General features: G+C 68.2%; 11 protein-coding genes. 8 read left to right on the top strand and 3 right to left on the bottom strand.

What is annotated here, in order from left to right; genetic code table 11:
- Positions 1–45: 45 nt before the first annotated feature.
- Both F1C10_RS00775 and F1C10_RS00770 read right to left on the bottom strand, forming a co-directional pair.
- A complete protein-coding gene (locus F1C10_RS00775; RefSeq protein WP_185207952.1) occupies positions 46–2,559 on the bottom strand; it encodes a penicillin-binding protein 1A in 2,514 nt (837 codons plus the stop codon).
- 88 nt (positions 2,560–2,647) lie between these two features.
- On the bottom strand, positions 2,648–3,892 hold the full coding sequence (locus F1C10_RS00770; protein ID WP_185207943.1) for an N-acetylmuramoyl-L-alanine amidase: 1,245 nt from the start codon (positions 3,890–3,892) through the stop codon (positions 2,648–2,650).
- A gap of 466 nt (positions 3,893–4,358) precedes the next feature.
- Between F1C10_RS00770 and F1C10_RS00765 the strand changes: the two genes are divergently transcribed.
- The 3 genes from F1C10_RS00765 to F1C10_RS00755 all read left to right on the top strand — a co-directional run bounded on the left by F1C10_RS00765 (position 4,359) and on the right by F1C10_RS00755 (position 9,298).
- Positions 4,359–7,127, top strand: coding sequence for a ribonuclease E/G (locus F1C10_RS00765; protein WP_185209989.1), 2,769 nt, complete (start codon positions 4,359–4,361; stop codon positions 7,125–7,127).
- Between the two features lie 105 nt (positions 7,128–7,232).
- Positions 7,233–8,585 (top strand): M48 family metalloprotease, encoded by a 1,353-nt coding sequence (locus F1C10_RS00760; protein ID WP_185207942.1) that lies wholly within the window; start codon positions 7,233–7,235, stop codon positions 8,583–8,585.
- Entirely contained in the window at positions 8,582–9,298 is a 717-nt protein-coding gene (locus F1C10_RS00755) for a DsbA family protein (RefSeq protein WP_185207940.1), read from the top strand. Before F1C10_RS00760 ends, F1C10_RS00755 begins: the two co-directional genes overlap by 4 nt.
- A 165-nt stretch (positions 9,299–9,463) precedes the next feature.
- Here the strand turns inward: F1C10_RS00755 and F1C10_RS16850 are convergent, their stop codons facing one another.
- Positions 9,464–10,300 carry a cold-shock protein gene (locus F1C10_RS16850; RefSeq protein WP_185207938.1) on the bottom strand — a complete coding sequence of 279 codons (837 nt, stop codon included), beginning with the start codon at positions 10,298–10,300 and terminating at the stop codon, positions 9,464–9,466.
- Positions 10,301–10,587: 287 nt separating this feature from the next.
- Between F1C10_RS16850 and F1C10_RS00745 the strand changes: the two genes are divergently transcribed.
- From F1C10_RS00745 to rpoN, 5 genes are all read left to right on the top strand, one after another.
- Complete coding sequence (locus F1C10_RS00745) at positions 10,588–11,208, top strand: ribonuclease D (RefSeq protein WP_185207936.1); 621 nt, start codon at positions 10,588–10,590, stop codon at positions 11,206–11,208.
- Positions 11,201–11,839 carry an LPS export ABC transporter periplasmic protein LptC gene (gene lptC / locus F1C10_RS00740; RefSeq protein WP_185207934.1) on the top strand — a complete coding sequence of 213 codons (639 nt, stop codon included), beginning with the start codon at positions 11,201–11,203 and terminating at the stop codon, positions 11,837–11,839. The genes F1C10_RS00745 and lptC overlap by 8 nt, the downstream gene beginning before the upstream one ends.
- 6 nt (positions 11,840–11,845) lie before the next feature.
- Positions 11,846–12,376, top strand: a complete 531-nt coding sequence (locus F1C10_RS00735; RefSeq protein ID WP_185207933.1) for an LptA/OstA family protein — start codon at positions 11,846–11,848, stop codon at positions 12,374–12,376.
- Between the two features lie 100 nt (positions 12,377–12,476).
- Entirely contained in the window at positions 12,477–13,253 is a 777-nt protein-coding gene (gene lptB / locus F1C10_RS00730) for an LPS export ABC transporter ATP-binding protein (protein ID WP_185207931.1), read from the top strand.
- A gap of 65 nt (positions 13,254–13,318) precedes the next feature.
- The gene (rpoN, locus tag F1C10_RS00725; protein WP_185207929.1) at positions 13,319–14,809 is read left to right on the top strand and encodes an RNA polymerase factor sigma-54; all 1,491 of its coding nucleotides are present in this window, start codon (positions 13,319–13,321) and stop codon (positions 14,807–14,809) included.
- Positions 14,810–14,819 lie beyond the last annotated feature (10 nt).

Below are 14,819 nucleotides of genomic sequence, written 5' to 3'. Positions count from 1 at the left end.
GGACAATGCCGTGCCGCGCCACCTCCGCCGGGCGTCAGGCGGCGATCAGTAGATGCCGCCTTCGCGCTGCAGGAAGTCGCTATCCGTGGCCTTTGCCTTGGTGGCCGCCGCGGTCGGCGCCGCGGTGGGGGCCGCGGTCGGGCGGCGCGGGGCGCGGCGCGCCTCCGCCTGCGGCTTGAACGCTTCCCAGATCACCCCGGCCTTGGGATCGCTGTCAGTCGGGAAGGTGCCGTAGACGGGCCGTCCGCTCGCGCGATCGATCCGTACCATGCGGATGCCGGCGGGCGCGCGGAACGGCAGCACCTCCATCCCCTCATACGCCTTGGTCGCCCATTGCTTGAAGATCGGCGCCGCCAGCGTCCCGCCCTGCGCATAGCCGCCGAGGTTCACCGGCGAATCGTAGCCAATGTAGACGCCCGCCACCATCTGCGGCGTGCCGCCGATGAACCACACGTCCTTCGGCCCCGAATTGGTGCCGGTCTTGCCGAAGATCGGCCGGTTGAGATCGCGCAGCACCGTCGCGGTGCCGCGCTGGATCACACCCTCGGCGATGTGCACCATCTGATACGCCGACATCGCGTCGAGCACCTGCTTGCCGCGCACCGACGGGCGCGGCATCGCCTTGCCGTCCCAATTGGGCATGTTGCAGCGATCGCATGCGCGCCAATTCTCCGGCCAGATCACCTGCCCGCGCCGGTTCTGCACAAAATCGATCAGCGTCGGCGCGTGCCAGCGACCCTGGTTGGCGAGCACGCCGTACGCATTGACCATCTTGGTGACGGTCGTCTCGCCGGCACCCAGCGCGTAGGACAGATACGGCTGGTAGTCGCCGACATCCATCGCCTTCATCAGCCGCACGACGTTGGTCATGCCCGTCTGCGCCGCCGCGCGCACCGTCATCAGGTTGCGCGACTGTTCGACGCCCCAGCGCATCGTGTGCGGGCCCGCGCCGCGCGAATTGCCGAAGTTGCGGAAGCATTTCTGCCCCAGCCGCGCGCCCTGATAGACGCAGAACGGCCCGTCAACGATGATTGACGCGGGCGTCATGCCGCGCTCGAGCGCCGCGGCGTAGACGATCGGCTTGATCGTCGATCCCGGCTGCCGCATCGCCTGCGTCGCGCGATTGAACGACTGAAGCGACGCATCGAATCCGCCCTGCATCGCCAGGATGCGACCGGTTTGCGGTTCCTGCACGACGAAGCCGCCGGAGATCTTGGGGACCGATCGCAGCGCGAAGGCACCGCCCGACGGCGCGACGGCGATGATATCGCCCACCTTGAGCGTCCCGAACGCCGGCGTGCCCTTGCCGCGCAGCGGAATCTGCGCGCCCCAGCGCGGCAGGCTACCCTCGCTGCCGTCGGCGAAACCGATCCGTGCCTCAGACGCGTCGCGCGAGATGACGATCGCAGCGCGCCAGTCCTCGTAGTCGAGCATGATGTTGCTGTCGATCAGCGCAGTCTGCCAGCGATCGTCGGCGATCTCGACGTGGCGCAGCGGTCCGGAGAAGCCGCGCCCGCGATCGTAACGCAGCAGCCCCGCGCGCAGCGCCTCGGCGGCGGCGTCCTGCACCTTGCGATCGAGCGAGGTGCGCACCCACAGCCCGCCCGAATAGACGCTGTACGGCCCGTCGCGTGCGCTCTCCCCGAACTTGTCGATCAGCCGGCGGCGGACTTCCTCGACGAAATAGCCGCCGATCCGCTCGAACTTGGGCACCCGCCGCACGATCGCGCCGATCGGCTGCGCCTGCGCCTCGGACCGCTGCGCCGCGGTGATGAAGCCGTTGCGCTCCATCTCGCCGATCGCCCAGTTGCGTCGCTCGAGCGCGCGTTCGGTGTTGCGGAACGGATCGTAATTGGCCGGGCCCTTCGGCAGGATCGCGATATACGCCATCTGGGCGAGCGAGAGCTCGTCGAGCTCCTTGTCGAAATAGGCGTGCGCCGCCGCCTCGACGCCATAGGCGTTCCGACCGAGGAAGATCTGGTTGAGATAGAGCTCCAGGATCTGCGGCTTGGTGAGCGTATCCTCGATCCGCCACGCGAGGATCGCCTCGCGCATCTTGCGCGTCGGGGAGTATTCGTTGCCGATCAGCAGGTTCTTGGCCACCTGCTGCGTGATCGTCGAGCCGCCGCGCGCGCGCCGGCCCGAGCCCAGCTTCGACACGTAATCGAACACCGCGCCGGCGAGCCCCGGATAATCGACGCCGTGATGCTCGAAGAAGGTCTTGTCCTCCGCCGCCAGGAAGGCGCGGATGAGCAGCGGAGGATATTCGTTGAACGACAATTCCACGCGCCGCTCGCGCGCGTAGGAATAGATCGGCCCGCCATCGATCGCGCGCACGTTGGTGGGCAACGGCGGCTCGTAGGTGCGCAATTGCTCTACCGACGGCAGATCGCGCGTCACGACGAACCAGAAACCGCCCAGCGCAACGAGGCCGAGCGCGGCAAGTCCGGCAAGCACCTTTACCCAGGTCCGCGCCCACAGGCGGGCCGCGGTGTTACCGATGCCGCCGCCGATACGACGCAGCCGGAGCTTCAGGGGTTCGGGGGATGTGGACGCCATACGCGGCGCCGGTGTTTAAGCAGCGCCCCCGCTACTGGCAACAACGCTGCGGCCGGCACGCCGCGCAAAACGCTTACCCGGCACGGTTTCAACGCGAGGCCGTCTGCGTCAGCCGGCGCGCGAAATACACTTCCACCGCACGGCGCACGCTCTCCGCGATCCGCTGCCGCCCCTCGCGGCTGTCGAGGAACGCCGCGTCCTGCGGGTTCGAGATATAGCCTGTCTCGAACAGGATCGACGGCATGTCGGGCGCTTTCAGAACCAGCAGCGACGCCATGCGGTGGAAATTGGGCTTCACCGGCATCAGCGGCTTCGCCTCGCGGCCGAGCAGCCGCGCGAACCCGGCAGACGCGTTCATCGTCTCGCGCTGCGTCAGGTCGATCAGAATCGACGACACGTCCGAACTCTCGTCGAGATCGACGCCTGCGATGATGTCCGACTTGTTCTCGCGCGAGGCGAGCCGTGCGGCTTCCTTGTCGGACGCGACGTCGGACAGGGTGTAGGCGGTCGCACCCGATGCGTCGCCGGTCCCTACGCTGTCGCAGTGGATCGAGATGAACAGATCCGCGCGCAGCCGCCGCGCTACGCCGAACCGCTCGCGGTGCAGGATGTAGCGGTCGTCGTCGCGGGTCAGCGCCACGCGCGCACGGCCAGATGAAATCAGCTCGTCGCGGATCGCCTTGGCGATCGCCAGCGTCACGTCCTTCTCGCGCAGGCCCGTCTCGGGATTGATCGCGCCGGGATCGTTGCCGCCGTGGCCCGCATCAATCACCACCAGCGGCCGGCTCTCGTCGCCGCGCACGCGCGGCAGCGCGCTTTTGCGCGCCGGCGGCACCGGAATCGACAGTTTGTATTTGGGCCTCGCCTCGCCCCAGCGGAACGGCAGGAAGCTGAGCGGCGAGGCGCTGCTCGCCGCGTTGAAGCGGCGCTCGCTGACGTCGCGCAGCGACAGGTTGAGCGTACGCCCGTCGTCCTCGAACGCGCCGCTCTCGACGATCATCGGCTGCGCGAGATCGAGCACGACGCGCGCGCCGTCCTGCCCGCGCCAGCCCTGCCGCACAGCTGTGATGACGCCGTCGCCGTCGCTGCGACGCCCCGGGCCCGCGCCCTCGACGTCCACCGCGATCCGCTGCGGCGTATCGAGAATGAAGCTCGACGCGCCGCGCACCGCGGCATCGAAATGGATGCGCACCTGGCGCTCGCCGATCTCGACGCGTTCGATCGTCGCTGCCCAGCCGGGGGCACCGAACAACAGACCCGTCAGAATAGCGGCGACGACCGACACGCGGCGCACATGCCGCGCGGGTGCCCCCCCGGTCCAGCGAAAAGCCATGAATGCAAACCCTTTGCCTTGTATGGCAAGCGGTAACGGGCGGCTCTCAAGCCGCGGTTGCCGGGCGCGGTTAACGGCGCGTTCGGCAATATTTTGCCGGCCGGCCGGCAACCTTGTTCCAGTTGCCGAATGACGATGGAGTTGCTAACCATCACCTTGATCGGAGTGCGCGCCCAATCGGCGCCTGCCCGACCCACCGCCCGCCCGGCCGTTCGTGCCGGCGTGGGCCATCAGGTTGACGTTCGCATGCCGCATTCTCCCGCACCGCAGTTCCGACCGGCCCCCGCCGGCGGCGCGGACACGGGATCGCTCCAGGGCAGGCTGCCCGGAGCTGCGCCGCGCACGAAGGCACTATTCACCACCATTCGCCCAGCCGGTCTCAGGGGGCCGGCGGCGCCTTATCATCGCGCGGACCCGCCGTCCGGCGGCGCGAGCCGCGCGCGGAGACACTTACATGACCATGCGTATGCTGATCGACGCACGCCACCGGGAGGAAACCCGCGTGGCCGTCGTCAAGGGAAACCGGATCGAGGAATTTGATTTCGAGAGTGCCGAGCGCAAGCAGCTCAAGGGGAACATCTATCTCGCCAAGGTAACGCGCGTCGAGCCGTCGCTGCAGGCCGCGTTCATCGATTACGGCGGCAACCGCCACGGCTTCCTCGCCTTCTCCGAAATCCACCCGGACTATTACCAGATCCCGAAGGAGGATCGCGAGGCGTTGCTGCGTGAGGAAGCGGAGCATGCCGCCGAAGAGGCGAAGCTGCGCGCCGAGCAGGAAGCGCACGAGGACGACGGCGATGTCGAGGACGCCGAGCATGACGTCGAGGACGATGCCGATCACGGCGATGACGCCGCCGACGAGGGCGACGGCGACGCGGAGGGCGATGCGCCGCGCGCACCGTCGTCGACCGGCATCAACGACGATCAGGTCGAGGCGCTGCGCCAGCGCCGCATGAACCTGCGCCGCCGCTACAAGATCCAGGACGTGATCCGCCGCCGTCAGGTGTTGCTGGTCCAGGTCGTCAAGGAAGAGCGCGGCAACAAGGGCGCGGCGCTGACGACCTATCTGTCGCTTGCAGGCCGCTACTGCGTGCTGATGCCTAACACGTCGCACGGCGGCGGGATCAGCCGCAAGATTTCGAACGCGTCGGATCGCAAGCGACTGAAATCGATCATGGCGGAGCTCGCGCTGCCGCCGTCGATGGGTTGCATCGTGCGCACCGCCGGGCTCAGCCGCACGCGCACCGAGATTAAGCGCGACTTCGATTACCTCGCCCGGCTGTGGGACGGGATTCGCGAGAACACGCTGTCGAGCGCGGCGCCCGCGCTGATCTACGGCGACAGCGATCTCATCAAGCGCGCGATCCGCGACATCTACAACAAGGACATTGACGAGGTGATCGTCGAGGGCGACGAAGGCTATCGCCAGGCGCGCGAGTTCATGAAGTTGCTGATGCCGAGCCACGCCAAGCGGGTAAGGCATTACAGCGATCCGATCCCGCTGTTCCAGCGCAGCCACGTCGAGGATCAGCTCGCCGCGATGTACCACCCGGTGGTGCAGCTGAAATCGGGCGGCTACCTCGTCATCAACCCGACCGAGGCGCTCGTCTCGATCGACATCAACTCTGGCCGCTCGACGCGCGAGCACAATATCGAGCAGACTGCGACGGCGACGAACCTCGAAGCGGCGCAGGAGATCGCACGCCAGCTGCGACTGCGCGACATGGCCGGCCTCGTCGTCATCGACTTCATCGACATGGACAACAATTCCAATGTCCGGAAGGTCGAGAAGGCGATGAAGGAGGCGCTGAAGAACGATCGCGCGCGCATCCAGGTGGGCCGTATCTCGAGCTTCGGGCTGATGGAGATGAGCCGCCAGCGGCTGCGCACCGGCGTGCTCGAGGCCTCTACCCGCCCCTGCCCGCATTGCGAGGGCACCGGGCTGGTGCGCACCGCCTCGTCGGCCGGCCTCAGCGCGCTGCGCCTGATCGAGGACGAGGCCGCGCGCGGGCGCGGATCGTATCTGACGCTGCGCGCCAGCGTCGAGGCGGCGGTCTATGTGCTCAACCGCAAGCGCGCCGACATCGCGGAGATCGAGGAGCGCTACGGCGTGAAGGTCGAGATCCTGCCCGACGGTGAGCAGGAAGGCGCGCGCATGGCGGTCGAGGCGGCGGGCCCGCCGCCGGCCTATGCGCCGCGCTTCGATCCGCCGGTCGAGGAAATCGACGACGACATCCCCGACGAGATCGAGGAGGAAGAGGACGAGGAGTTCGTCGACACCGAGGAAACCGCGCGCACCGACGAACCGCGTGGCGGCGACGAATCGCGCGAGGGCGGCCGCAAGCGTCGCCGGCGGCGTGGCCGTCGCGGTCGCAATGGCGCCGAGGGCGAGGCGACGCCGTCGTCCAACGCCGATCTCGATGAGGGTGCGGACGAAAGCCTCGCGGACGAAAGTGACGCCGATGATGACGGCGACGCGATCGCCGCCGCCGCGCCGGGTGAGGAAGGTGCATCGACCGGAGAGGGCGAAGGTGGCCGTCGCCGCCGCAACCGTCGCGGCCGTCGCAACCGCCGCCGTGATGGCGAGGCGGGTACGCAGGACGTCTCCGAGGCGCAGGACGCGGCAGTGCCTGACGAGGCACAGCCGGTAGAAACCGTCGCCGCCGCGATGCAGGCACCGGTCGAAGCGTCAATCGAGCCGAAGGATGCCGCCGCGCCCGACGCTGCCGAGCCGGAAGCGCCGACGCCGCGCACGCGTCGTCGTCCGCGCGCCAAGGCTGCGGCCGAGCCGGCGGTCACCGCCGACGCGCCGGCCGAATCGGCACCTGCCGTCGACGCGCCAATGATCGAGACGCCGGGCATCGAGGCGATCGCGCCGGCGGCGGAGGAAGCGCCCGCCAAGCCGAAGCGGACGCGCCGCAAGAAGGTCGACGCGATCGAGACGGCGGAGACGCCGGCTGGCGACGCGCCCGCGCCGGCCGAAACCGCAGAAGCGCCCGCCAAACCCAAGCGGACGCGGCGCAAGAAGGCGGACGTACCGGCGGTCGACGTGCCCTCGGCCGATCTCCCCGTCCCACAAGCGACCGAGACGGCGACGCTCGCGCCGACGCAGACCGATGGCGCTGCGCCGCCCGACGATGCCGCGGAAGGATCGACAGACGCCGGTTCGACGACGGGTGAACAGGCTGACACCGCGCCGCGCCGCGGCTGGTGGCAGCGTACCTTCGGGGCGTGATCGCATGGTCGTGCGCCGGGCTTCAGCGGCAGTTCAGCCGGCTGCGTGCTGAACCCGGCGCATGACCGTCCCCTTCCCCACCCCTCCCCGTCCGAACGCATGACGATGCCGCGCCTCACGCGTCGAATCGTCGGCATCGCGCTCGCGGGCCTGGTGTGGGCGCAGCCGGCGCAGGCGCAATCGATCCTGCGCGACGCCGAGACCGAGGCGCTGCTCGCCGACATGACCGCGCCGCTCATCACCGCGGCGGGGCTCAGCCCGCGCGATGTGAAAGTCGTGCTGGTCAACGACGGGTCGATCAACGCCTTCGTCGCGGGCGGGCAGATCGTCTATGTCCACTCGGGCACGCTGCAGGCGGCGAAGACCGCGAACGAGGTGCAGGGCGTCATCGCGCACGAGCTCGGCCACATCACCGGCGGCCATGTGTCGCTCTCGGGCCGCGGCTTTCAGGAAGCCACCGGCATCACCCTTCTCTCGGTCGTGCTCGGCATCGCCGCGATGGCGGCTGGCGCGGGCGAAGCCGGTGCCGGGCTTCTCGCGGCGGGACAGCAGGCGGCGATGGGCAAGTATCTCGCCTTCTCGCGCCAGCAGGAAGCGTCGACCGACGCCGCCGGCGCGAAATATCTCAACGCCGCCGGCATCACCGGCAAGGGTTACCTCAATTTCTTCAAGACGATGCAGCAGATGGAATATCGCTACGGCATCACGCGCAAGGTCGAGTTCATGCTCGATCACCCGGTGTCGTCGGAGCGTGTCGCTGCGATCTCGGAAACGCTGCAATCCTCGCCTGCCTGGAACAAGCCGCTCAATGCCGAGTGGGAGGAGCGCTTCCGCCGCGTGCAGGCGAAGCTCGACGGCTACCTGCTGCCGCCTGCGCAGGCGCTTCAGAAATATCCTGAGAGCAACCAGTCGATCTATGCGCATTACGCGCGCGCCTACGCCTATCACCGCAGCGGCTATCCGCAGAAGGCTGACGTCGAGGCCGCGGCGCTCGTCAAGGCCAAGCCCGACGACCCTTATTTCCTCGAGATCGAGGGGCAGATCCTGCTCGAGGCGGGCAAGCCGCGCGAGGCGCTCGAACCGCTGCGTGACGCCACCGCCGGATCGCGCAACAATCCGCTGATCGCGACAACCTTCGGCCACGCGCTGATCGCGACCGAGGACAAGGCGAATCTGGCGGAGGCACGGCAGGTGCTGCGCACCGCGGTTGCGCGCGACGATCAGAACCCCTTCGCCTGGCAGCAGCTCGGCACGGTTTACGAGATGACCGGCGACAGCGCGCGGGCCGCGCTCGCCACGGCGGAGCGCGCGAGCATGATGGGCGATGCGAGCACTGCGGCGATGAGCGCGCGCAACGCGATGGCGGGCATTCCGCAGAACACACCCGACTGGATCAGGGCACAGGACATCGCGATGACGTCGCAGAACGAACTCGGCAGCAAGCGGAAGCGGCGATGAGCAGGATCGCACTTCTCGGCCTTGTCCTACTCGGTGCGCTGTTCGGCGCCGCAGGCGTGTGGATCGCCGAACGTGCCGCGCCTGGTGATCTCGGCCCGGCGGACCGGACACGCGTCGAGCGGATCGTGCGCGACTATGTTCTCGCCAATCCCGAACTCATCCCGCAGGCGATGCAGAAGCTTCAGGAACGCGAAAGCGCCCGCGCCATCGGCGGCGATCGTGCGAAGATCGAGACGCCCTATCGCGGCGCGGTAATGGGCAACCCCAAAGGCGATGTGACGCTGGTCGAATTCTTCGACTATAACTGCGGCTACTGCCGCGCGAGCCTGCCGGTCATCCGCCAGCTGATCGCGGCCGATCCGCAATTGCGCGTCGTATTCCGCGAACTGCCGATCCTTGCCGAGGAGAGCCGGGATGCCGCGCGCGCCTCGCTCGCCGCCGCGGCACAAAACAAGTTCCCCGCTTTTCACGAGGCGCTCTACGCTGCCGGTCCGGTAAGCGCCGCGACGATCGCCGCAACCGCGCAGCGTACCGGCGTCGACGCGTCGCGCCTGCCGGACGACGCCGATACCGAGATTGCCGCCAACCTAGCGCTCGCCGCGAAGCTTGGGATAACCGGCACGCCGACCTGGGTGGTAGGCGACCGCGTCCTTTCCGGCGCACAGCCGCTGGACAAGCTCAAGGAAGCGATCGCCGCGGCCCGCATGCGTTAGGCAGCTAGCGTAGCTGTCTGACCGAAGGGCGCATGGCCGTTTGCAGACGCGTTTACTGCGCCCTCCCTACCGAGCTTCATTTCCGCGCCGCCAGGAAAGCACCATGAAAAAAGGCCGCCCGGTTACCCGGACGGCCCTTTTCTATTCGCCAATCGCAGGAGCGGATTAGCTGCCCGAGGCGAGGTTCACCGCTGCATACTTGCCGCGCCGATCGACCTCGATCTCAAACGTCAGGCGATCGCCCTCGTTGAGGCTCGACATGCCCGCACGCTCGACCGCGGAAATGTGGACGAACGCGTCGGGCTGGCCGTCGTCGCGCTGAATGAAGCCGAAGCCCTTCATCGCGTTGAAGAACTTGACCGTGCCGGTCGCCTTCTCACCGGTCAGCTGACGCTGCGGCGCACCGGCGCCGCCAGCACCGCCAGCGCGCGGGCCGCGATCGCCGCCGCCGAAGCCGCCGTCGCGCGGCGGGCCGCGGTCGGTGACGGGGAGCGGCTCGCCCTCGATCTTGAGGTCGGTCGCCGAGATGCGGCCGCCGCGATCGACCAGCGTGAAGCCGAGCGGCTGACCTTCGGCAAGCGCGGTCAGGCCGGCCTGCTCGACCGCCGAGATGTGCACGAACACGTCCTCGCCGCCGTCATCGCGCACGACGAAGCCGAAACCCTTCTGCGCGTTGAAGAACTTGACGACACCGGTACCCTCACCGACGACCTGCGGCGGCATGCGGTTGCCACCGCCGAAACCGCCACCACCGCCGCCGCCGCGGAAACCACCGCCGCCACCGCCGCCGCCGCCGAAGCCGCCACCGCCGCCACGGAACCCGCCGCCGCCACCGAAGCCGCCACGGTCACCGCCGCCAAAGCCGCCGCCGCCGAAACCGCCGCCGCCGAAGCCACCACCACCGAAGTCGCCGCCGCCGCCGAAGTCGCCGCCACCGAAATCATCGCGTTTGTCGCGTCCGCGTCCGCCACGATTGCCGCGGCCACCTTTGTCGTAACTCATAAACCCTGTTCGTCTTCCCGCTCCGCCCGCCGATCGTTCAAGGCCTGCGCGCTGGACGGCCTGCGCAAGTCTTCGCAGCGCCAAAGCCAATGCGCCACACGACTCGTCATAGCGCATCGCGTCGCGGGTCGCGAACAGAATCGTCGCGATTTGCAAGTGAAACGGCCGGTTGATTGCGTAACTGTCGCGCTGAAAGCACAATCCGTCGCATACGAAGGCTAGCAAACCACCGCTGCGCGGCGCTCGGAGCCGGTTGAGCCCGCCGCGCGCGCACGCTAGGGCACGTCATGGCCGTTCACTTTCACGAAGAAGATCTGCCCGGTGACGTCTTCGCACCCGGCGCCCCGCTCGCGGTCGATACCGAGACGATGGGGCTCATCACCCCGCGCGATCGGCTGTGCCTTGTGCAAATCTCGGACGGGCTCGGCGACGAGCATCTCGTCCGTTTCAATCCGGGGTCGGACTATGCGGCGCCGAATCTGCGCGCCGCGCTCGCCGATCCGACACGGCTCAAGCTTTATCATTTCGGCCGCTTCGATATCGCCGCAATCCGCCATTATATGGGGATCGTCGCCGCGCCGGTCTATTGCACCAAGATCGCCTCAAGGCTGGTGCGCACCTACACCGATCGCCACGGACTGAAGGAACTGGTGCGCGAGCTGCTCGGGCAGGATATTTCGAAACAGCAGCAGTCGTCCGACTGGGGCGGCCCCGTCCTGAGCGAGGCGCAGCGCGATTACGCCGCGTCCGACGTGCGCTTCCTTCACCGCCTGCGTGACGAGCTCGACCGTCGCCTCGCGCGCGAGGGGCGTACGGCGCTGGCGCAGGCCTGTTTCGATTTCCTGCCGCACCGCGCCGAGCTCGATCTCGCCGGCTGGCCGGAGGCCGACATCTTCGCGCATGTCTGAGATCGCGCTCCGCGAGCGGACCAACCGCCAGCGCTGGGCCGCGCCGGGCAGCCGGCACGATCGGCTGATCGCTATCACGCACTGGTTGCTGCCCGTGCTGATCGGCGTGCTCGCGGCGTTCCTCGTCATGGCGCCGCTGACGACGGGTGGCGATGTCTCGTTCGTGCTCGACAAGAACAAGGTCGAAGTGGCCAAGGAGCGGCTCAAGATCCAGCGCGCGCAATATCGCGGGGCCGATGCCAAAGGGCAGCCGTTCGTCCTCAACGCCGGCTCGGCGCTGCAGAAAAGCTCGGCCGAACCGATCGTACAGCTGAACGCGCTCGCGGCGCAGATCCGGCTGCAGGACGGTCCGGCGACGCTTACCGCGCCCAAGGGCCGATACGACATGCGCAGCGAGCGCGTCGCGGTCGACGGGCCGATCGCGTTTCGCGGACCCGACGGCTATTCGCTCGACACCAACGATGCGACGGTCGATCTCAAGACCCGCCGGATGCAGTCGGGCGGCGCGGTGACGGGTACGGTGTCGCAAGGGACGTTCAGCGCCGACCGGCTCGACGCCGATCTCGAATCGCGAACCGTCACGTTGCGCGGCAATGCCCGCTTGCGTGTGAACCCGCGAGCGACGAGATAGCGCGCCATGAAACGCGCGTCGCTCCTCCTGCTTCTGCTCGCCACCGGCGCTGGCGCGCAGACGCGTCACAATTCCGCCGCCCCGATCGATTTCGGCGCGGACACGATCGAGCTGCAGGATCGCGCGAACCGCGCCGTGCTGTCGGGCAACGTGGCGGTGCGGCAGGCCGAAATGTCGCTGAACGCCGCGCGCATGACGGTGAATTATACCGGCCAGGTCGTCGGCGGCAGCCCGCAGGTCTCGCGGCTCGACGCGGCGGGGGGCGTGATCGTACGCCGTCCCGATCAGACGGCACGCAGCCAATATGCGGTGTACGATCTCAACCGGCGCGTCATCACGATGGTCGGCGGCGTCACGCTGACGCAGGCGGGCAACACGGTGAACGGCGGCCGGCTGACGATCAACCTCGATACCGGCAAGGCGGTGATCGACGGTTCGTCGGTCCGCGGCGGCGGTGCGGCGACGACGGGCGGCACCGTGACGACCGCGCCATCGGGCCGCGTCACCGGCACCTTCTCGGTGCCCAAGCGCAATTGATCGCAAAGGGGGCTTCCCCCGCGCGCGCTGCTCATGCATGAATCCTGCCAATCGGTAGCGGGCTGACCGCCCGATCGCACGTACGGGATTGATACAGGCGATGGACGAAGTGATGCCGCTCGATCGGGCGAACCCGGTTCGCGAGGCGCCGGTGACGGGCGGATTGCAGGTCGTGTCGATCGCCAAGTCGTACGACAAGCGCATCGTGCTCAGCGACGTCTCGGTCTCGGTCGGGCGCGGCGAGGTGGTCGGTTTGCTCGGGCCCAACGGCGCGGGCAAGACGACCTGCTTCTACTCTGTGATGGGGCTGGTGAAGCCCGATGCGGGCCGCATCATGCTCGACGGCGAGGATATCACCGGCCTGCCGATGTACCGCCGCGCGATTCTCGGGCTCGGCTATCTGCCGCAGGAAACGTCGATCTTTCGCGGCTTGACGATCGAGAAAAACATCCTGACGGTGCTTGAACTGTCCGAACCCGACAAGGCGGCGCGGCAGACCAAGCTTGACCGGCTCCTCGACGAATTTGGCCTTACGCGGCTGCGCGATGCGCCCGCGATGGCGCTGTCGGGCGGCGAGCGCCGGCGCGCGGAGATCGCGCGTGCGCTCGCCGCCGATCCCTCGATCATCCTCCTCGACGAGCCGTTCGCAGGCATCGACCCCTTGTCGATCGCCGACATCCGCGATCTGGTGAAGGATCTGAAGCGCCGCGGCATCGGCGTGCTAATCACCGATCACAACGTGCGCGAGACGCTCGAAATCGTCGATCGCGGCTACATCATCTATGACGGCCGCGTGCTGTTCAGCGGCGCGCCGAACGATCTCGTCGCCGATCCCAATGTGCGCCGGCTCTATCTCGGCGAAGGGTTCTCGCTCTGACCGATGGGCCGTTCGCCCCCCCTCCCCCCGGCGCCTGAACGCACGCCGATGCGCAACGACCGGCCGTGAGCCTCGCCCCACGTCTCGACCTACGGCAATCGCAGTCATTGGTGATGACGCCGCAGCTGCAGCAGGCGATCAAGCTGCTCGCGCTGTCGAACCTCGAGATCGAGAGCGTCATCGCCGAGGAGATCGAGAAGAACCCGCTACTCGAGGGCGCTCCCGCTGACGACGATGGCCCGGTGGCCGAGCGCGACACCCCGGTCGAGCGCGACGAGCCGGCGCCCGCGGACGAACTCGTCATCGCCGGCGAGGCGGCGGGCGAGACACTCGACGTCGACATTGCTGCCGAGCGGTTCGACGACGGCCCTGGTGACGCGGCGAATAGCGAGCGGGCGGCGGGCGACGGGCTCGGCCTCGACGGTGCGAGCGGGCCCGCTAGCGCGGACGGCCCGGATTTCGACGCGATGGCCAGCGCCGACCTGTCGCTGGCCGACCATCTGCTGCGCCAAGCAGGCGAAGCGCTTGCCGGCGGCGATCTGTTCGTCGCGCAGCATCTCATCGATCTGATCGACGAGGCCGGCTATCTCACCGCCAACCTGCTCGACGTGGCGACGCGCCTGGGCGTGCCGCTCGCGCAGATCGAACAGGTGCTGGTCGTGATCCAGACGTTCGATCCGACCGGCGTCGGCGCGCGCGACCTTGCCGAATGCATCGCACTCCAGGCGAAGGAGGCCGACCGCTACGATCCGTGCATGGCGCGGCTGATCGACAATCTCGATCTCGTCGCCCGCGGCGATCTGCCGCGGCTCAAGCGTCTGTGCCAGGTCGACGACGAGGATATGGCGGACATGATCCGCGAGCTGCGCGGCTACGATCCCAAACCGGGCTGCCGCTACGGCGGCGAGCCTGCGCAGTCGGTGACGCCCGATCTCCACGTCCGCCGCACCGTGGGCGGCTGGGTGGTCGAGCTCGACGCCGCGTCGCTGCCGCGCGTGCTCGTCAACCGCCGCTATCACGCCGAGCTGTCGGCCGGGCCGCAGGACAAGGCGTCGAAGGCGTGGCTCGGCGATATGCTGGCGAGCGCCAACTGGCTGGTGAAGGCGCTCGATCAGCGGCAGAAGACGATCATCCGCGTCGCGACCGAGATCGTCCGCCAGCAGGAGGCGTTCTTCCTCAAGGGTGTCGCGCATCTCCGCCCGCTGACGCTGCGCCAGGTCGCCGACGCGATCGAGATGCACGAATCGACCGTCAGCCGCGTGACGTCGAACAAGTATCTGAGTTGTTCGCGCGGGCTTTTCGAACTCAAATACTTCTTCACCTCCGCGATCCAGGCGGCCGACGGCGGCGACGCGGTATCGGCGGAGGCGGTGAAGAGCGCGATCAAGGCATTGATCGCAAACGAGGGTACAAAGGTGCTGAGCGACGACACGATCGTCGAGCTGCTCAACGCCAAGGGGTTCGACATCGCGCGACGCACGGTGGCGAAGTATCGCGAGGCGATGGGGATCGGCAGCTCGGTGCAGCGCCGCCGGCAACGCGCGTTGGCCGGCTAGGCGATCCCCG

Origin of the sequence: Sphingomonas sp. NBWT7, from assembly GCF_014217605.1 — a bacterium.
Taxonomy (GTDB): Bacteria; Pseudomonadota; Alphaproteobacteria; order Sphingomonadales; family Sphingomonadaceae; genus Sphingomonas.
The sequence above is the reverse complement of the archived record's forward strand: the minus strand, read 5'-3'. Positions and strand labels throughout refer to the sequence as shown.

Excerpts from the sequence above, each read along its gene's own strand:
- F1C10_RS00745 (WP_185207936.1), top strand. The coding sequence starts at position 10,588 with ATGGCCGTTCACTTTCACGAAGAAGATCTGCCCGGTGACGTCTTCGCA.
- F1C10_RS00775 (WP_185207952.1), bottom strand. The coding sequence starts at position 2,559 with ATGGCGTCCACATCCCCCGAACCCCTGAAGCTCCGGCTGCGTCGTATC.
- F1C10_RS00765 (WP_185209989.1), top strand. The coding sequence starts at position 4,359 with ATGCTGATCGACGCACGCCACCGGGAGGAAACCCGCGTGGCCGTCGTC.
- lptB (WP_185207931.1), top strand. The coding sequence starts at position 12,477 with ATGGACGAAGTGATGCCGCTCGATCGGGCGAACCCGGTTCGCGAGGCG.
- F1C10_RS00760 (WP_185207942.1), top strand. The coding sequence starts at position 7,233 with ATGCCGCGCCTCACGCGTCGAATCGTCGGCATCGCGCTCGCGGGCCTG.
- F1C10_RS00755 (WP_185207940.1), top strand. The coding sequence starts at position 8,582 with ATGAGCAGGATCGCACTTCTCGGCCTTGTCCTACTCGGTGCGCTGTTC.
- F1C10_RS00770 (WP_185207943.1), bottom strand. The coding sequence starts at position 3,892 with ATGGCTTTTCGCTGGACCGGGGGGGCACCCGCGCGGCATGTGCGCCGC.
- F1C10_RS00735 (WP_185207933.1), top strand. The coding sequence starts at position 11,846 with ATGAAACGCGCGTCGCTCCTCCTGCTTCTGCTCGCCACCGGCGCTGGC.
- lptC (WP_185207934.1), top strand. The coding sequence starts at position 11,201 with ATGTCTGAGATCGCGCTCCGCGAGCGGACCAACCGCCAGCGCTGGGCC.
- F1C10_RS16850 (WP_185207938.1), bottom strand. The coding sequence starts at position 10,300 with ATGAGTTACGACAAAGGTGGCCGCGGCAATCGTGGCGGACGCGGACGC.